A 19,085-nucleotide genomic window follows, 5' to 3' on the forward strand; every position below is an offset into this window, starting at 1 on the left:
GGCAAGCGTCTCTTACGCTTGCCTTATTTATTTTGCCCGAACCTGTGATTTCCAAAATCGATTAGCCAATTGTACATAACAAAAAACAGCAACACCCATTGGATATTGCTGCCTCTTAAATCTTAAATCTCTCTTCAGACCTTCTTTCGAATCTCAATTACCTTGAGTCTGCTCAGAAGCTTAATAATCGGATAAGTTGGGTCTACCTCAAACCATTTTGAACCGAAGTTAATCGAGTTCGGACGTTTATGGTGATTGTTCTGAAACAACTCTCCCATCATAAGAAAATCGAATATCAATGAGTTTTTCGATTTGTCATGATTGTCAAAATTTTGATATCCGTATTTATGCCCGCTCCAGTTAACAATAGCACCGTGAATCGGCCCCATCAAAAAGTGAATTGGCAAAAGGAAAAAGAAAATCCAGTGCATATCGAGGTACACATATGCAAGAATATAAAATGCCAAATAAACTAAGGCCCATCCTACACGTGAAAGCCAGCTGTCTCCGAGTTTCTCAATAAAGTTCCATTCCGGATAGTTCCTTTCGAATTGTGCTTCGATCACTCTCTTCCGGCTCAAAACCGCATTGTATATTGACTTTGTTTCCCACATCATGGTGAACACATTCTTAGTATGGTGTGGAGAATGCGGGTCTCTTTCAGTATCACTAAACGCATGGTGCATCCTATGCAAAATAGCATATGCTCTTGGACTTAAATAAGAAGAACCCTGAGAAACGTATGTCAACAAATAGAAGAAGCGTTCCCATGGTTTGCTCATAATGAACATCTTATGAGCCGAATATCTATGAAGGAAGAATGTTTGGCAGAAAAGTGACAGGTACCAGTGTATGGCGAAAACGGCAAGAACAATATACATGAAGCAACAAATAATTAATCAGTACTATAACAAAGTTAATTCTAACCTGCCATATAACCATAGCTTTAACTGATCAATTTATAATTAATCCAATCAATTACTTAATATTCAACGATTAATCTAAACTATATCGGAATATTACAAAATTGTGAATGCGTAGCTTAAAAGATTGGCGCCCATTTGCAGAGCCTTAATACGAAGTTCCTGAGGATCGTTATATACTGTTTGATCTTCCCAGCCATTACCTAAATCTGTTTCATAAGAATAATAGCATACTAACCGTCCTTCCCAGATCAGGCCAAAGCCTTGTGGATTTTTGCCGTCATGCTCATGAACCTTCGGCAGGCCATCCGGAAAAATATATTTTACTTTATATATCGGGTGATCAAATGGAAGCTCGACAAAAGATAGTTCTGGGAATACCTTTTTCATTTCCCGACGGATAAATTGATCCAAACCATAATTGTCGTCAACATGCAGAAAACCGCCGGAAAGAAGATATTGACGCAAATTTCTGGCTTCCGCATCTGTAAAGACCACATTTCCATGGCCTGTCAGGTGCACAAAAGGATAAGAGAAGATGTCGGGACTACCAACTTCGACGATATCTTCGGAAGGAGCAATATTCATATTCAGCTCCGAATTACAAAACTTGATCAGATTGGGTAAGGAGGTTTTATTAGCGTACCAGTCACCGCCTCCCCCATATTTCAGCTTGGCTATCTTCAGTGAAGGCTGAGCCATCGTTGACGATAAAGAACAGAAAATGAACCCTAGCCCAATTAGTATCTTCTGGAATGAACGCATAGCTCTGAATATGTTTTACCTAATATAAACAAAATCCTACAAATTCCGGGCCAAATTTATCGCATGACACCCGGCAACTGCGGCCGTTTCCGTGCGCAGCCTGGTTGGACCTAACGAAACGGTTTTAAATCCATTGTCAACGGCAAGTGAAACCTCGTCGGGCGTGAAGTCACCCTCCGGACCTATCAGCAGTAATGTATCTTTATTTTTATCGACAGCAGTAAAAACATGTGGCGAGGTTTCATGTTCCGGAACATAGGCCAATAACTTGTTATTGAGCAAATTATGCTCAGCAAGATAATGGCCAAACTTTTCACCTACACTGATCACCGGTAGATAAAACTGCTGGGACTGCTTCATCGCCGCAACTGCAATGCGATTCAGCCGGGTTAAGTTAACTACCCTATTAATACCCTCCGTATGAGTGTGTTCGGTAATAACAAAATCTATATGATCAACGCCCAGTTCGGTCATTTTTTCCACCATCCACTCATTCCGCTCAGCTTTCCTGGTGGGGGCGACGCCCAGTATGATTTTGGGCCCTTTTTTAGGTACGTATATACTTTCTGTGACGACGTATGCGACCGTCCGGTTCATCTCTGTTATCCGGCAGGTTTGCAGAAGACCTTGCCCGTCGGTTACATGAATTGAGTCCCCCACTCTAAGCCTTAAAACTTTAGAAATATGTCTTGTCTCCTCTTCGTCAAGTACAAATACGGCAGGGAGGGGTTGATAAAACAAATGCATTTTAATATAGTAAATATCTCCTATTTCTCGCTTGACCAAATGTATGCAAATAAAACGGAGTTAAAATAAAGAAAAACTTAATTATTCCAAGAATAAGCTACTGATACGATAATCGCGTTTTTGCAACTTTAGCATTTTTTACATGGGAATAGAACCACAAACAACTCAAAATAATACTACTTTGCATTTTTTGCGTAAAAAGAGTTCAAAAATGTCAGCGAGTACCATTTATTAAAATAATGCAGTTTTTGCTGTCAATACTTCTATAATCGTAATATTATTCGGCAACTATTTAATTTTTCTTAGGTTTTATTTTTTGGAAATACATATTTACATTAATATTGTGCTGTTATAAATATTCGTCACCACTTTATCTAGTACTATTATGTCTAAATCCAAGCTGGAATACATCTGGTTGGATGGCTACAAGCCAACCCAAAGTTTGCGCAGCAAAACGAAAATTGAAGACAATTTCAGTGGAAAGCTAGAAGATTGCAGCAACTGGTCATTTGATGGTTCATCTACCGAACAAGCACTTGGCGGATCTTCTGACTGTCTGCTTAAACCTGTTTACATTATCCCTGACCCACAGCGTAAAAACGGTTATTTGGTAATGTGCGAAGTATTGAACGCTGACGGAACCGCTCACGTTTCAAACGGTCGTGCTACAATCGAAGACGATGACAACGATTTCTGGTTCGGATTCGAACAGGAATATTTCCTTTGGGACAACGAAACTAACAAACCGCTTGGATTCCCTGCAAACGGATATCCAGCACCTCAGGGACCATACTACTGCTCAGTAGGTGCAAAAAATGCATTTGGTCGCGAGATTATAGAAGAACACCTTGACGTATGTCTTGACGCTGGTCTTAACGTTGAAGGTATTAATGCAGAGGTTGCTGCGGGACAGTGGGAATTCCAAATCTTTGCAAAAGGCGCTAAAGAGGCTGGAGACCAAATCTGGCTTGGACGTTACCTATTGGAGCGTATCGGTGAGAAATATGGTGTTTCTATCAACTGGCATTGCAAGCCTCTTGGCGACCTTGACTGGAACGGTAGCGGTATGCACGCCAACTTCTCAAACACTGCGTTGAGAACTGCTGGAAGCAAAGAAGTTTTCGATAAAGTTTGCGAATCTTTCCGTCCTGTTGTTAAAGAACATATCGAAGTTTACGGTGCAGATAACCACCTGCGTTTGACTGGAAAACATGAAACTGCAAGTATTCATGATTTCAGCTACGGAGTTTCTGACCGCGGTGCGTCGATCCGTATCCCTGTTCTTGTTCCTCAAAAAGGATGGAGCGGATATTTGGAAGATCGTCGCCCTAACTCAGCTGCTGATCCTTACAAAGTTGCTGCTCGTATCATCAAAACTGTTAAAGGAGCTCTTTAATATTCAGATACTTATATTGCAAAAGGCCATCTTCGGATGGCTTTTTGTGTTTCAGTATACATTTAAATTGTTCACGGAAATTAACATAAGGAATAGAAAAGCCCGCAAGAAGCCATATTGTGAGCTAACTTTTGTTTAGCGCGCTTTGCTTGCCACCTTAAGGCCAGAAAACACGAACGACCAGGAAATAAATTGCCCCGGTCGCTCGTAAAAATATTCTTAGTAGAAATTATTCTTCGTCCTCGCTCGTGAATGACATCACATTTGGATCAAGCTGAAGACGATCCGCGTTAAACAACGCCACGAATTCGCTGATTACCTTATCATCGATTTCTTCTCTGTTCAACCCAACTTCCAGACCAATACCATATTCAAAATCGGTATCGGTTTCAACATGCTCTTTTACCTTGATTTCCTCGCTTTCTTCTATTTCTTCGATGAACTCCTGAAGCAAAAGCTCGGCTTCCTCGTCGGCCGCTTCGTCAACTGGCTCATGAGCAAGTCTTTCGTCTGGCGTTACATAGTCCGGCATTTGGTTTTTCAATCTTTCGAGTGCCTTGTCGTAAACCAACGTAGAGTGGTGAAGACGTAAAGTGTAGATCAATGCATCGTAAATTACCTCTGCATTTTTATACATGCCAACAAACTGAATATGAGCATGCTCGTTGTTCTCTTCCTCCTCTTCGTCAAATTCGTCCTCAACATAAATAAAGGTAGATCTTTCCGCCTTACATTCACGTTTTAGCTGAGCAATTTCGTCTGGGTCAAATCCCGGATTCATAGTTTTAAAAATTTCTTGTGTTGATACTAATCTAAATTTACTCCAAAAATAACATTTCGCGATACTTTGGCAAAGGCCAATCTTCATCATCGATCAATAATTCCAATTTATCAACGTGATATCGGATCTCATCAAAGTGTCCTTTTACGTCCGTACCGTACAATTTGGCCTTATCAAACAGGTTTTCTACGTTATTTGCATTTTTGCGCGCCTCTGTCATCGCATGCACAGCTTTTTTAATAATAACCACATGAGATGAGATATCTTTTATAATCTCCTTGATCGGTTCGGCTTCCTCCAGCATATCAAGGTCAGTAAGAGACCTTGCCGTCTGGGCTAATTTGAACTGATATTTTACGACAGTTGACACTACGTGATTGAGTGCCAAATCACCTATGACACGAGATTCAATCTGCAGCTTTTTCACATAATTCTCGAGTTCAATCTCATATCTGGCGTGCAACTCCCTCGAAGTCAAAACTCCGATCTTCTCAAAAACCTGAATCGTGCTCTCCGAAGTATATGCATGCAACGCATCGTAAGTTTCACTAATATTGCTCAACCCTCTCGCCGCGGCCTCCTTTACCCATTCTTCTGAATATCCATTGCCTTCAAAAAGAATATCTTTGGACTGCGTATAATACTTTTTCAAAATCGCTACCGTCGCTACTTTCTTTTCTTCTCCCGTTGCCAAACGCTCATCCATTTCACGCTTGAACTCCATCAATTGATGCGCCACGATCGTATTCAGGACAATCATCGCAGAAGCACTGTTTTGGGAACTCCCAACGGCACGGTATTCAAATTTGTTTCCGGTGAAGCAAAAAGGAGATGTACGGTTCCGATCGGTATTATCTCGAAGCAAATTAGGTATCCTGCTGATTCCCAACTTGTAATAAAAATTATCCCCTTTTTCCAATGTTATCTCTCCTTTATTTACAAGCTCTTCCAGCATATTAGTCAGCTCGCCGCCAAGGAATACAGAAACAATAGATGGAGGGGCTTCATTTGCCCCAAGACGATGCTCATTCCCAGCCGACGACACTGATGCTCTCAGCAAATCTGCATGATCGTGTACGGCCTTTACGACGTTAATCAGGAAGGTGAGAAAGCGTAGGTTTTCTTTTGGTTTACTGGTGGGTGCAAGCAAATTAATACCTGTGTCGGTCGAAAGCGACCAGTTGTTATGTTTCCCACTTCCGTTTATACCGGCAAATGGTTTTTCATGAAACAATACCTGGAAATTATGCCTGTCTCCAACTTTTTGCATCAAATCCATCAGCAATGCATTATGGTCGATGGCCAGGTTTACCTCTTCAAAAGTCGGCGCGCACTCGAATTGACCGGGCGCTACTTCATTGTGTCTGGTTCTGACGGGGATTCCTAATTTCAAAGCCTCAAATTCGAAATCCGCCATGAACGCATTTACCCTTGGAGATATCGATCCAAAATAATGATCGTCAAGCTGTTGACCACGAGCCGGCGGGTGACCGAATACGGTTCTCCCAGCCATCAGCAAATCCGGACGCGCGTAATATAAAGCCTTGTCAACCAGAAAATATTCCTGTTCAATACCCAACGTCGGTGTTACTTTGCCCACATCACGATTAAAAAACTGGCAAACCGAGGTGGAGGCTTTATCCAGCATGACAAGTGAGCGAAGCAACGGTGCCTTATAATCCAGCGCTTCGCCGGTATATGATATGAAAACAGATGGTATACAAAGTGTCTTCCCTCCTGCCCCATTGTCCATTAAAAATGCAGGAGAACTGGGATCCCAGCCGGTGTATCCACGGGCTTCAAACGTAGCTCGCAATCCTCCACTTGGAAATGAAGAAGCATCAGGTTCCTGCTGAACCAAAGCACTTCCTTTAAATTTCTCGACAGCTTTGCCATCGGGTGTTAAATCGAAAAATGAATCGTGCTTTTCAGCAGTGCTGCCGGTTAAAGGTTGAAACCAGTGTGTATAATGAGATGCACCTTTTGATATGGCCCATGATTTCATCGCGGCAGATACTTCATCGGCCACCTCTCTGTCAATCGTAGATCCGGACTTGATGGCGTTCGAAATTTTGGTATATGCCTCGGGAGAAAGCAGGGTTCGCATTACTTCATCGCTGAATGTATTAGAACCAAACAAATCAGCAACCTTTTCTGCTGGAGGGGCTAAAACAGGAACTACCCGGCTAAGAGCAGTTTCAAAAGCTTTAGAACGAAATGTCATAAATTCTCAATTAAGTATTATTGAATCCCAAAATTATTTATTTCAAGTTCTTAACCACTATTATTTGCTAGACATATTTTATTTCACTTCCGGTCTGATATCACAATTTTTTAGGAATTTTGCAATTTAGACCTGACGCCATGCGAATAAGACTTTCATTTCTTGCACTATACAGTTTTTGCTGGATTCTCCTTTTTCAATTTTTCCGAGTTATATTTTTTGCATATCACTACAAGAAAGCGTTGGAAATTCCCAGCTCCTATTGGGTGCAAAGTGCACTTCACGGTCTGAAAATGGATATCTCCTTTACGGGATATCTGCTAGTGATTCCTACGCTTCTGTTGGCTTTTACGTTTTCCAGCTGGAGATGGTATAACGGCTTTATCAAAGTATATTCCATCATAACGTCCTGTATAATAGCAACTTTGGTCACGTTCGATCTTGAGTTATTCCGCGCATGGGGCTTCCGGATAGATGCGTCTTCATTGCATTATCTCAATACCCCCCGCGAAGCTTTTGCGTCCATGGGGGCAGCTCCGGTTGGCTTTTTGCTAACGCTCTTATTTATACTGTGTTTGCTGTCTATATGGCTGTTTGGTACATTAAGGAATAGATTTGTGCCTCATTTCCGCGGAGTCAATGTACTGACAGTTATTTCTGTTTTTATATTTCTGGCAGCCCTTCTGATCATTCCGATACGAGGTGGACTGCAGTTGGCTCCTATGAATCAAGCCTCTGTTTATTTTTCCAACAAGAGCTTTGCTAATTATGCGGCGGTCAATGTTCCCTGGAATTATGCGCGCTCGATTATCAACAGAAATAGCTACAGCAAAACCAATCCATTCGAATATTTCCCTCAAAACGAAGTTGACGCGAAAGTCAGACAGCTTTACACAGCTTCAACGCCCGATCAATATCTATTGAGAATAACCAACCCAAATGTGATTGTCATCATATGGGAAAGCTTTACTGCGAAAGTGGTCCGTTCGCTCGGAGGTTTGCCTAATATTACCCCTCGGTTTGATGAATTGACTAAAGAAGGCATACTTTTTACAAATCTTTATGCGAGTGGCAACAGAAGTGACAAAGGTATGGTTGCAATACTAAGTGGATATCCAGCTCAGCCAACCGAATCGATTATCAAGATTCCGACGAAAACCCGAAGCCTTCCTTCCTTACCACATGTTTTCCGGGAGAAAGGATATCATACCTCGTTTTATTATGGAGGAGAAACGGAGTTTGCAAATATGAAGACCTATTTTCTCCAGCAAGATTTCAATAAAATCACCGATATCAATTCGTTTGATAAAAAGGATATGAACTCCAAATGGGGTGCTCATGACCATGTGGTGCTTAAACGCCTTATCGATGATCTGGATCAGGCAAAGGCTCCTTTTTTTGCAACGCTCTTCACATTGAGCAGTCACGAACCTTTTGAGGTTCCCGTGCCGACGGTGATCAATGGAAATTCCCAGGAAAACCTGTTCCTGAATGCTCTGCACTATTCCGATGAATCTATCGGAAATTTCATAAAAGATGCAAAGACCAAACCCTGGTGGAACAACACAATCATCGTTATTCTGGCAGACCACGGCCATCCTCTTCCCGAAACGTCAAAAGACAAACCCTCTGAATTTCATATCCCCATGCTCTGGCTTGGCGGTGCTTTGCAGCAAAAGAATATCAGGATCAACACTCTCGCTTCCCAAACAGATTTGGCGTCGACTTTGCTGAATCAGCTTTATATACCTGCCAGTCAGTTTTCATGGAGTAATGACATTGTTGGAACTAAACGTCAGGCCTTTGCGTACTTTGCTTTCAGCAATGGCTTCGGCTGGATGCGACCTGAAGGTTACATCGTCAGAGATAATATTGGTGGGAACATTGTCGAAAAGAAGGGGACGATTAATCCCGCCGAAGTTGAAATTGGAAAAACATATCTGCAAGCTTCTTTCAATGATTATTTAAATCGTTGATAATAAAGATGTAATTTTGCGGCAGAAATAGAATTATATGAAAAAAGTTGCTTTTTATACACTGGGCTGTAAACTGAATTATTCAGAGACTTCGTCTATCGGGCGGATGTTTGAGCAGAAGGGTTATTCGAAAGTTGAGTTCAATGAAAACCCGGATATATTTATCATCAACACCTGCTCCGTTACTGATAATGCTGACAAAAAGTGTCGTAAGATTGTTAGAGAGGCACAAAAAATAAATCCTGATGGGTATGTGGCCATTATAGGCTGCTATGCTCAACTAAAACCAAAAGAAATTTCGGAGATACCCGGTGTTGATGCTGTGTTGGGCGCGGCCGAAAAATTCAGATTAGTGGATTTGCTCGATACTTTCGAGAAAGAACCAGTTGGAGCGCCCGCCAAAGTAATGGCTTCTTCCATTGATGATGCCATCGATTATCATACTTCCTATTCGTTAAATGATCGTACGCGTACTTTTTTGAAAGTACAGGACGGCTGCGACTACCCTTGCTCCTATTGCACGATACCACTTGCCAGAGGAAAAAGCAGATCAGATTCAATAGAGAATATTGTGAAGGCTGCAGAAGATATTGCTTCCCGTGGCGTGAAGGAAATCGTTTTGACGGGTGTTAATATCGGTGATTTTGGAATTCAGCAAGGTCAGCGAAAGGAAACTTTCTTTGATTTGATCAAAGAACTAGACAAGGTTGAAGGTATAGAACGGTTCCGGATTTCATCCATTGAGCCTAATTTACTGACGGACGATATTATTGAATTTGTTGCCAATTCTAAACGATTTGTTCCTCATTTCCATATTCCCCTTCAATCCGGATCGAATACTGTTCTGGGTTTGATGAAAAGACGGTACCGCCGGGAGCTATATATAGAAAGAGTTGCGAAGATCAAATCTCTCATGCCGGATTGCTGTATTGGGGTTGATGTGATCGTTGGACATCCTGGCGAAACCCATGAGCTGTTTCTGGAGACATATAATTTCCTGAACGACCTCGACATATCATATCTCCATGTATTTACGTATTCCGAAAGAGATAATACTATTGCACTCAATATCAAACCCGTAGTACCAAAGCACGAACGCGCGGACCGATCTAAAATGCTCCATATTCTTTCAGAAAAGAAAAAGAGATTCTTCTATGAAAATCAGATCAGCAAATCGGGCATCGTTCTTTTTGAAGATGAAATTCAAAATGGTCAAATGCTTGGGTTTACAGGAAACTACGTTCGTGTAGCTGTGAAGTATGATCCGTTATTAATCAACGAGACCAAGGAGGTCATTTACAACCATATCAATGAAGCAGGATTTATGGAAGTGAATGAGCCGGAAATGGCTTATTAACGTTAGCCGTTAGGTGTTAGCTGTTAGGGGATAGGTATTGATGAGAATTCGTTAGCGATCTCTCTTTAGATCAATGAGCCAAAAAATTAATTGATAAAACTAACCCCTAAAAGCTCCTACAAACAAAGAAAGCCCCGGAAGTTCCGGGGCTTTTCTATCGTTAACAAATATCCAATCAAACTATGCTTCTACAAGAAACTCGTCGTGTTGGCTGATGTCAAGACCAGATTTCTCATCTTGTTCAGACACACGAAGCGGCATGATCATATCAGTAATTTTAAGCAATAGAAGTGACCCACCAAATGCGAATGCAGAGACACCAACTAATGCGATTACGTGATTGATGAAAAGTTTAGTTTCGCCGAATGCAAGACCTTGGTCAGTTACCAGAGAGTTAACACCGCTTGTTGCGAAAATACCAGTCATTAACATACCAACCATACCACCTACACCGTGGCAAGGGAAAACGTCCAATGTATCGTCCAAAGTAGAACGTGTACGAAGGTGAGCTACGTAGTTACTGATGATTGCGGCAACAGTACCAATGAATATCGAAGAAGGAACGGTTACGAAACCAGCAGCAGGAGTAATTGCGACAAGTCCTACAACCGCACCGATACAGAATCCAAGAGCAGATACTTTCTTACCTTTTGCAGCATCAAATAGTACCCATGATAAACCAGCGGCACCAGCGGCAGTGTTTGTAGTTGCGAAAGCCGAAACAGCCAACGGACCAGCAGCAAGAGCAGAACCAGCGTTAAATCCAAACCATCCGAACCAAAGCAAACCTGTTCCCAAAAGAACGAAAGGAATATTAGCAGGAGGCAAAACGTGATCTTCAAGTAACGCTTTACGTCTTTTCAGATAAAGAGCACCTGCCAAAGCAGCCCAGCCAGCAGACATGTGAACAACAGTTCCACCCGCAAAATCAAGAACACCCATTTTGAAAAGAAGACCGTCTGAATGCCATGTCATGTGGCATAATGGCGAGTAAATGAACACACCAAAAAGGATCATAAAAAGTACATATGAACGGAAGTTCACACGCTCAGCCATGGAACCCGTTACCAACGCAGGTGTAATTACCGCAAACTTCATCTGGAACATTGCGAAAAGCGCGAAAGGAATAGTTCCCCAAACCGGAGCGTCAAATACTCCTCTGAACATAAAGTAAGTCAACGGATTTCCTACAAAACCCAGACCGCCCAGGTCGTCTCCGAATGCAAGACTGAATCCAACTACAACCCAAAGTACGCTAATTACGCCCATTGCGATAAAGCTTTGAAGCATAGTTGAAATTACGTTCTTGTTGTTCACCATTCCACCATAGAAATACGCAAGACCTGGAGTCATGAGTAGTACAAGTGCTGATGAAACAAGCATCCAGGCGGTGTCACCCGAGTTCACGCCTTCGGTGATAATTTGCGTTGGCACGTTTGGAGAAAAAGCGCCCAAAACACTGAAGGCCAGCAAAATGATCAATGGTAAGTAACTACGTTTTTCCATTTTTTAAAATTGGGATTATTGTTATGATTAAGAAGGTATTATTCGGTATTAGAACTTGTAAATGAACGCTAGTCCGAAAGTGGTTTGACTATTTTTAGTAAACTCACCGTTTTTGTCTTCAAACTGTTGTTCTTCCCCTGAACCGCTAAGCTTTGGATAGGCGTCCAATCTGAACTCAGGTTTCAACAGAATATGACCGTCAGCAAGGTTAATGTTACCAGTAAGAGTTACTGAATTAACTTTTGTACCCATTCCTTGCTTGTCAAGTAAACCTCTAACACCATTGTCGTTATTGAAATACTCATAACGAGCACCGATTGCAAAGTTGTCCGTCACAGCAACATTTGAATATAAGGCAAATCCACCCCATGTTTCAGATTCTGTAGGACCACCAAAACCTTGGTAATCTCCTTTTTGAGCTCCATATGCAGCATTAAGTCCTAAAAGGAATTTTGGAGTGATCTGATAGCTGGTCGTAAGGTCAATTACACGATAGAAAGCGTCTGGTTCTTCATGAGTAGTCTCGTCAATGTTAGCCTCGTTGCTTGTGATACCGTTGATATACACATTCCAGTTGGCTACCGGCGAGAAGAAAAACTGACCGATGATACCCTTTTTGCGGTTGTTATCGCCAAGTCCGTCAACATTGTTCACAACACCCAACATCAATGAAGCTCTGTCAGAAAACGCGTAGGTTGCTTTCAAACCCGCGTGATAAAAAGGTCCGTTATTAAAGAGGTTGGATAGTGAGTAGTTAAAGTTAGCAGGAGCATCGATTACTTCATATCCGATGTGCGTTCCAAATTGTCCCGCCGTCATCGAAAACTTGTCGGTAAACTTGTAGGTAAAGTAGGCTTGCTTAATAGCGAGTGCGGTGCTGAATAAAGCATTACCATAGTTTCCCATATTCGCGTTAGGACCAAATGTCAGATCCACAACAGCTTCCGACTTGGCGTTTGTGTAAACAACTTTTGTTTGAACCAAACCAAGAGAAAATTGCCCTGACTTCTGATCGAAAACCCGGGCATTAGTTGCTCCCATGTTCGAGCGCGACTGAGGTTTGTTAAAGTTAGCCATGTAGTACGAATCCAGATAGCCTGAAAAAGCAAAAGCACCTTTTGTTTCTTCATCATCCTTCACCTCTGCGACGGTTGTGCTGGTTGTAGCACTCTCAACCTTGTTTTTCTTTTCTTCCTCTGACTTCGCAAAACCCAAAAACGGAACCATCAAAGATAATACTGTACAATAGACTTTTTTCATAATTATATTCTGTTATAGTTAATATTACTCTCCGGGAATATTTATGAATCAAATATTGTATTAAAATTATATTTATCAAATAATCCTCGTGATTTTTATCACAAAAAATGCAATTTTCATGTTTTTGTGAACTTTTTTCAGTAAAATGTAACATAAAATGCCATTTTTTACAAAAATATATAACTAACAGATTATTCTGCATACCTAGAATATTACAAAATTTTATAAATACAAATACTTCACCACACCGTAGTATCATTATTACTAAATTACCATTTATCCAAGTAGTTAAAACGCAAAAAGCCCGCCAAAAGGCGGGCTTTCAAATCTTTATATAAATAGTACTTAACTATTCACCATGTAACCATGCTTTTTTAGCCAGCAAGGTATCTTCTTCTTCTTCATTATCAGGATCAGGCACGCAACAGTCTACCGGACAAACAGCCGCACACTGTGGTTCCTCATGGAAACCTACGCACTCGGTACATTTGTCCGTTACTATATAGTAAAACTCATCGGAAACGGGGGATTGCTTTTCTTTGCCACTTACTACCGTGCCATCGCCGAAATCAACCTCGTCCAAACTTGTTCCATCGCTCCACGTCCATTCTACTCCTCCTTCATAAATTGCAGTATTCGGGCATTCTGGCTCGCACGCCCCACAATTTATGCATTCATCGGTTATCATTATAGCCATCGTCGCCGGATTGTTTATATTTGTTGCTACTTTCTCCTCTTTAAGACAACAAATATAACTATTTAAAGTTTCACAACAATCAGAAAATTAAAAACCGTAATTACAATTAAATTTTTCACATTACCCATATAATGATTTCAAGAAATCAAAGGATTGAAGCTTTTGCCAAATTAGGAAATTTCATCTCGTCTCCGGATAATAAAGATATTGTTGAAGAGTGGGTTAGCCGCGCTTATTCTAAAAATAACTGGTTTACGCCGGTTAATTGTCAAAATGCACTAAAAGCAATTTCCTCAGAATTTTTAGATACCGAACGGCTCGCTCATTGGGCATCGCAATATCCCGAACCGTCCGTTTCTGAGTCGATCGGTGTGGTTATGGCTGGAAATATCCCTGCCGTAGGTTTTCATGACGCACTCTGTATATTAATCAGCGGCCATGCCCTGATGGCGAAGCTCAGTTCGGAAGACGGTATACTGATCCGTTCAATTTTAGAAAAGCTGATAGAAATCGAGCCTGGTTTTGCGTCCAAGATTGTTTTCGTAGATCGGCTTAATGAAGCGAGTGCCTTTATCGCTACCGGAAGTGACAATACTGCAAGATACTTTCACTATTATTTTGCCAAAAAACCTAATATTATAAGAAAAAACAGGACTTCAGTCGCTGTTCTTACCGGAAGAGAAAGTAAAGAAGAACTTGCGTTGCTGGGCAGCGATATCCTTAAATACTATGGACTGGGTTGCCGCAATGTTTCAAAGTTGTACGTTCCTGAGGGCTATGATTTCACGCAATTATATGAGGCGATCGAAGATCTGAGCCCTTTATATATGAATCATCACAAATATTTCAATAACTACGAATACAACAAGTCGATTGTTTTGATCAACCGTGTTCCCCATTTTGATAATGGTTTTCTGATCATCACGGAAAATCCAGGCTTGGTCTCTCCTATTAGTGTCTTGCATTATGAAACATATCTTTCTATAGAAGACGTCGCGATTAAAATTGAAGAAAACGTTGAAAAAATCCAATGTGTTGTAGGTGCACCCGCACCGGGGCTTATGAACGCAGTCAAATTTGGAGACAGCCAAAATCCCGGGTTAAACGACTATGCAGACAATGTGGATACCATGAAATTCCTCTCATCCTTCTGATATCTAACTGTTAATTATTTGCCACGAAGGCTTCGAGACTTTTAATCAGAGCATTGTACGTCTTGCTGTCTTCGTGGCAAACCTTGAAAATTGCCTGTCAGAACCTCACCACTTCATGACAATCTCATGACCACCCCCTGACAATTTCCTGACTAATCCTGACAACCGAACAACTCGCCTACTTCCCAGGAAACGCCCATTCCAAAAACGCCGGCATAATCTCCCCCCATGTTCCCGGATTGTGCTCTCCTCCTTCCACTTCTACATATTCAATTTCCTTGCCCCACCGATATCCTTTTCTCTCCAGTTCCGATATACAATCCAGCGTATCCTGAATTGAATCTATCACGCCATCGTTGTCACGATCGTCAGTTTCGTCGGCAGTGCCACATTCAAACCAAAATTTTAGATTCGGAGAAGATATGACTGATTTAATTTGATTGTGCATAATCCTGTCCTGGTCAATATATCCCCGATCCAAAGATCGTTGCCGCCACCAAAGTGAACCGGAAAAAACACCAGCTATTGAAAAAACGTCCGGATGGTTCCAAACCATATCCAACGCCATTAATCCACCTAATGAAAATCCGGCATATGCAACTCCCGTGTCCCTGATATGATATGTCGATTTTAAAAAGGGCAATAATTCCGTCAAAACGAAGGAGGTAGTCTCCCCCGCCCTGCTCCCACGATTCGCATAGTCCGACTGACTTGCGATGCCATATTCATAAAGTCGATCATGTCCGGCATGTATCCCGACGACGGCTATCGGCTCAATTCCTTGAGAGCTCCATAATTTTTCGAGTGTATTAAACAAATTAAGTGCATCAAAATCCTGACCGTCGTTGACCAGCAAGAGCCCTAAAGGAGCCTCGCTTACAACTTCAGGCGGAGTAATAATGGTAAGCTTTACATCGCGCTTTAAAGCTTTGGAAAACATTAAATGAGTACTAACTTGTGAACTTGACTTAGGCAAAATAGGATAGGTTTTGATGATTCTGGCAACATTCGGAAATTGATATTTAGCATTACTAATTGGTTAATGCACAGTCGGAGATCGATATCTCCGTTTGAACATATTATGTGACAGCCTGAGTCGGATATACGCTTGCATCTATTTATTTGTTTTGTATATTTCATTTCTTTACATCACTTAACCCCAAAATCTTGGAAGAGCGTCACCTTAAATACTACTCCCATCATCTCGACCGTGATGTGGATATGCTTGTATACGGCAACTGGGGGTATCCCATTCTCATTTTTCCAACCACACGCGGACGCTACTATCAAGCCAAAGATATGGGACTAATCGAGTCACTCAGGGGCCTTGTTGAATCTGGCAAATATAAGATATACTGCATTGATTCCATAGACGCCGAGTCCTGGTATGCCAAACATCTTAATCCGGAGTATCGTGTCTTGAACTACATTCAATACGACAAATTCCTGACCAACGAGGTGGTTCCTTATATCCGGAACGAGTGCCAGGTAGATAAAATTGGAGTAGCAGGATGTAGTTTTGGCGGCTATCACGCCGCAAATTTCGCATTCCGCCATCCGTCACAAGTTGCTTATATGATAAGCCTGAGTGGTGCATTTGATATACGCTCTTTTACGGACGGATATTATGATGATAATGTATACTTTAACAACCCTATCGACTATATGGTTAATGAACAGGGATGGCGATATGGACATATGAAAATCGTCCTTGGGACGTCGGAGTGGGATATTTGTCTGGACAGCAATTTGAAACTATCCAAAATATTAAACAATATCGGTGTAGAGCATTGGCTGGATATCAAGGGCTGGGAAAAGCACGACTGGCCACTCTGGAATGCGGCCCTACCTGACTATTTGTCGAGAATTATGTAAAATTGAATCATATAACTAATCAACAAAAAAAGAAAAACAAATGAAGAAAATTGGAATACTTTATGGCATGGAAAACACTTTTCCTAACGCCTTCGTGGAAAGAGTGAACAGCAAAGGTATTGATGGAATAGTTGCCGAAGCTGTAAAAATTGAGCAGGTAGCGCAGGCGTCTCCCACCGAATATGCAGTAATTATTGATCGAATATCCCAGGATGTACCGTTTTATCGGGCATATCTAAAAAACGCTGCACTGTGTGGTACAGCCGTTATAAATAATCCTTTCTGGTGGAGTGCAGATGAGAAGTTTTTCAACAATTGCCTCGCAGAACAATTGGGAATTCCGGTCCCGAAAACGGTCTTGCTTCCTTCAAAAGAACGCCCGACAGACACCGGGGAAACCTCATTCAGAAATCTCGCTTTTCCTATGGCATGGGAAGAAATGTTCCATTATGTAGGTTTTCCGGCATATATGAAGCCTCATGATGGTGGTGGCTGGAAAAGCGTTTATAAGGTAGAAAACGCACAGGACTTGTGGAACAAACATCAGGAAACAGGACAATTGGTGATGATGTTGCAGGAAGAAATTGTCTTCGACGATTATGTAAGATGTTATTGTATCGGCCAAAAAGACGTGTTGGTAATGCCATACGAGCCTAGAAATCCACATCATTTACGGTATGCTGCTGAGCTGCATGCAAAAGGTGAAGAGGGAGAAAAGTTGCTCGCGACCATCAAAGATTACGTTTTAAAACTGAATATCGCATTGGGTTACGACTTCAATACCGTCGAGTTTGCCGTGCGCGATGGAATTCCTTATGCCATCGATTTTTGTAATCCGGCTCCGGATGCAGATATATATTCTGTGGGTCCCGACAACTTCGAATGGGTTGTGGAAGCCGCGGCTAATATGGCTATTGAGCGTGCTCAAGCTCACAAACCGGGGCAAACGAACCTGACTTGGGGTACTTTTATTCAAAATTCAGTGGGGAGCAAGGAATCAAATCCTGTTGCGGTGCAAGAAATCGTCACAGTTCCTACTTATTCGCCGGTTGTCGACGAGCCAGCTAAAATTGTTGAGGTTCCGCAAATTGAAAAGCCCGCTCCGAAACCAAAAACAAAAAAAGTTGCAGAACCGAAGGCTGAAGTGAAGAAAACCACCGAGCCAAAAACAGACGCTAAGAAGCCGGCAAAAAAGAACGCATAAACTACCTCCTATTATATAAAAAGAGTACTTCATGACAACCTTCACACTTGGAATTGAAGAAGAATTTCAGACGATTGACCCCGTAACGCGCAACCTACGCTCACACATGTCCAAGTTGGTGGAGGATGGAAAAATAACGTTACAAGAACGCGTAAAAGCCGAAATGCACCAGGCGGTGGTGGAGGTTGGTACCAATATCTGTCATAATATTCAGGAAGCCCGCGAAGAAGTTACCTTCCTTAGAAAGATGATTCTTGACCTGGCAGACAAACAAAATCTGCAGGTCGCGGCTGCGGGAACGCATCCATTTGCAGACTGGGTTGAACAATTGATCACGCCTGATCCGAGATATGATGAAATCATTGACGAAATGCGGGATGTCGCCAGAGGAAATCTTATTTTCGGCTTGCACGTCCATGTCGGAATCGAAACCCGGAATGAAGGGATCGCTATAATGAACGCAGTTCGGTATTTTTTACCGCACATATATGCGCTTTCAACTAATTCGCCATTCTGGTGTGGTAGAAATACGGGTTTCAAATCATACAGATCCAAGGTTTTTGATAAATTTCCGAGAACCGGTATTCCCGATTATTTCTCGTCGGCGGCAGAATATGATGAATATGTAGAACTGCTTGTGAAGACCAAATGCATCGACAACGGTAAAAAGATCTGGTGGGATATCCGCGTTCATCCATTTTTCAACACCATTGAATTCAGGATGTGCGACGTGCCTATGCGAACAGACGAAACCATATGCCTCGCTGCTATTATGCAGGCTCTGGTTGCGAAAATCCATAAGCTTCATCGCATGAACCTTAGTTTCAGGCCATATCACCGTATGCTCATTAATGAAAATAAATGGCGGGCTGCCAGATATGGTATTCAGGGAAAACTGATTGACTTTGGGAAACAGGAGGAAGTTGAATACAAGCTGCTCGTAATCGAATTACTTGAGTTTATTGACGACGTTGTGGACGAATTGGGCAGCAGAAAAGAAATCGAATATATCCATCAAATCATGAAAATGGGCACTGGCGCCGATCGTCAGCTGGCTGTCTTTGAGCAGACAAATGATATGAAAGCGGTGGTGGATTTTATCGTTTCAGAAACTAAAATCGGTTTAGTCTGACGGCTTTTCAAATCCTCTCTCGCGGAAAATCAGTAATTTTGCGTCGCTGTTCTGAAACAGTCAAAAGCTAAAAGTGTATGATTATTCT

The 19,085-nt window shown here is 41.8% G+C and carries 16 protein-coding genes; 7 read left to right on the top strand and 9 right to left on the bottom strand.

The genetic code is table 11. From position 1 onward, the window contains the following. Positions 1-134: 134 nt before the first annotated feature. The 3 genes from AC1XUD_RS06450 to AC1XUD_RS06460 form a co-directional block, all read right to left on the bottom strand. Positions 135-881, bottom strand: a complete 747-nt coding sequence (locus AC1XUD_RS06450; RefSeq protein WP_483360149.1) for an acyl-CoA desaturase — start codon at positions 879-881, stop codon at positions 135-137. 138 nt (positions 882-1,019) lie between these two features. Further along, positions 1,020-1,625: a DUF4159 domain-containing protein gene (locus AC1XUD_RS06455; protein ID WP_483360150.1), complete on the bottom strand. Its 606-nt coding sequence runs from the start codon at positions 1,623-1,625 to the stop codon at positions 1,020-1,022. Between the two features lie 99 nt (positions 1,626-1,724). Beyond that, the gene (locus tag AC1XUD_RS06460; protein ID WP_483360151.1) at positions 1,725-2,435 is read right to left on the bottom strand and encodes an RsmE family RNA methyltransferase; all 711 of its coding nucleotides are present in this window, start codon (positions 2,433-2,435) and stop codon (positions 1,725-1,727) included. A gap of 385 nt (positions 2,436-2,820) precedes the next feature. Here AC1XUD_RS06460 and AC1XUD_RS06465 point away from each other — a divergent pair, with 385 nt between their 5' ends. Beyond that, complete coding sequence (locus AC1XUD_RS06465) at positions 2,821-3,831, top strand: glutamine synthetase beta-grasp domain-containing protein (protein ID WP_483360152.1); 1,011 nt, start codon at positions 2,821-2,823, stop codon at positions 3,829-3,831. Positions 3,832-4,060: 229 nt separating this feature from the next. Here AC1XUD_RS06465 and AC1XUD_RS06470 read toward each other — a convergent pair whose 3' ends face one another. Together AC1XUD_RS06470 and AC1XUD_RS06475 are read right to left on the bottom strand one after the other, a co-directional pair. After that, complete coding sequence (locus AC1XUD_RS06470) at positions 4,061-4,612, bottom strand: hypothetical protein (RefSeq protein ID WP_483360153.1); 552 nt, start codon at positions 4,610-4,612, stop codon at positions 4,061-4,063. Positions 4,613-4,649: 37 nt separating this feature from the next. Beyond that, a complete protein-coding gene (locus tag AC1XUD_RS06475; RefSeq protein ID WP_483360154.1) occupies positions 4,650-6,836 on the bottom strand; it encodes a glutamine synthetase III family protein in 2,187 nt (728 codons plus the stop codon). A 140-nt stretch (positions 6,837-6,976) separates the two neighbouring features. Between AC1XUD_RS06475 and AC1XUD_RS06480 the strand changes: the two genes are divergently transcribed. Together AC1XUD_RS06480 and mtaB are read left to right on the top strand one after the other, a co-directional pair. Beyond that, the gene (locus AC1XUD_RS06480) at positions 6,977-8,812 is read left to right on the top strand and encodes an LTA synthase family protein (RefSeq protein WP_483360155.1); all 1,836 of its coding nucleotides are present in this window, start codon (positions 6,977-6,979) and stop codon (positions 8,810-8,812) included. A 37-nt stretch (positions 8,813-8,849) separates the two neighbouring features. Further along, on the top strand, positions 8,850-10,169 hold the full coding sequence (mtaB, locus tag AC1XUD_RS06485; RefSeq protein ID WP_483360156.1) for a tRNA (N(6)-L-threonylcarbamoyladenosine(37)-C(2))-methylthiotransferase MtaB: 1,320 nt from the start codon (positions 8,850-8,852) through the stop codon (positions 10,167-10,169). Between the two features lie 180 nt (positions 10,170-10,349). Here the strand turns inward: mtaB and AC1XUD_RS06490 are convergent, their stop codons facing one another. From AC1XUD_RS06490 to AC1XUD_RS06500, 3 genes are all read right to left on the bottom strand, one after another. Further along, positions 10,350-11,675, bottom strand: a complete 1,326-nt coding sequence (locus AC1XUD_RS06490; protein ID WP_483360157.1) for an ammonium transporter — start codon at positions 11,673-11,675, stop codon at positions 10,350-10,352. A 48-nt stretch (positions 11,676-11,723) separates the two neighbouring features. Beyond that, positions 11,724-12,935, bottom strand: coding sequence for a porin (locus AC1XUD_RS06495; protein WP_483360158.1), 1,212 nt, complete (start codon positions 12,933-12,935; stop codon positions 11,724-11,726). 349 nt (positions 12,936-13,284) lie between these two features. Then, a complete protein-coding gene (locus tag AC1XUD_RS06500; RefSeq protein ID WP_483360159.1) occupies positions 13,285-13,632 on the bottom strand; it encodes a 4Fe-4S dicluster domain-containing protein in 348 nt (115 codons plus the stop codon). Positions 13,633-13,763: 131 nt separating this feature from the next. Between AC1XUD_RS06500 and AC1XUD_RS06505 the strand changes: the two genes are divergently transcribed. After that, positions 13,764-14,786 (top strand): acyl-CoA reductase, encoded by a 1,023-nt coding sequence (locus tag AC1XUD_RS06505; protein WP_483360160.1) that lies wholly within the window; start codon positions 13,764-13,766, stop codon positions 14,784-14,786. A gap of 178 nt (positions 14,787-14,964) precedes the next feature. On the opposite strand, the gene AC1XUD_RS06510 is transcribed toward AC1XUD_RS06505, so the two are convergent. Then, positions 14,965-15,726, bottom strand: a complete 762-nt coding sequence (locus AC1XUD_RS06510; protein ID WP_483360161.1) for an alpha/beta hydrolase — start codon at positions 15,724-15,726, stop codon at positions 14,965-14,967. A 227-nt stretch (positions 15,727-15,953) separates the two neighbouring features. Between AC1XUD_RS06510 and AC1XUD_RS06515 the strand changes: the two genes are divergently transcribed. Genes AC1XUD_RS06515 through AC1XUD_RS06525 form a run of 3 tightly spaced genes read left to right on the top strand, consistent with a single transcriptional unit; the run spans position 15,954 to position 18,997 of the window. After that, positions 15,954-16,661, top strand: coding sequence for an esterase family protein (locus tag AC1XUD_RS06515; protein ID WP_483360162.1), 708 nt, complete (start codon positions 15,954-15,956; stop codon positions 16,659-16,661). A 40-nt stretch (positions 16,662-16,701) separates the two neighbouring features. Continuing rightward, a complete protein-coding gene (locus tag AC1XUD_RS06520; protein WP_483360163.1) occupies positions 16,702-17,865 on the top strand; it encodes an ATP-grasp domain-containing protein in 1,164 nt (387 codons plus the stop codon). Positions 17,866-17,896: 31 nt separating this feature from the next. Further along, complete coding sequence (locus AC1XUD_RS06525) at positions 17,897-18,997, top strand: carboxylate-amine ligase (RefSeq protein WP_483360164.1); 1,101 nt, start codon at positions 17,897-17,899, stop codon at positions 18,995-18,997. Positions 18,998-19,085: the final 88 nt, after the last annotated feature.

The sequence above is a fragment of the Dyadobacter sp. HNCC25DJ184 genome (assembly GCF_056895215.1).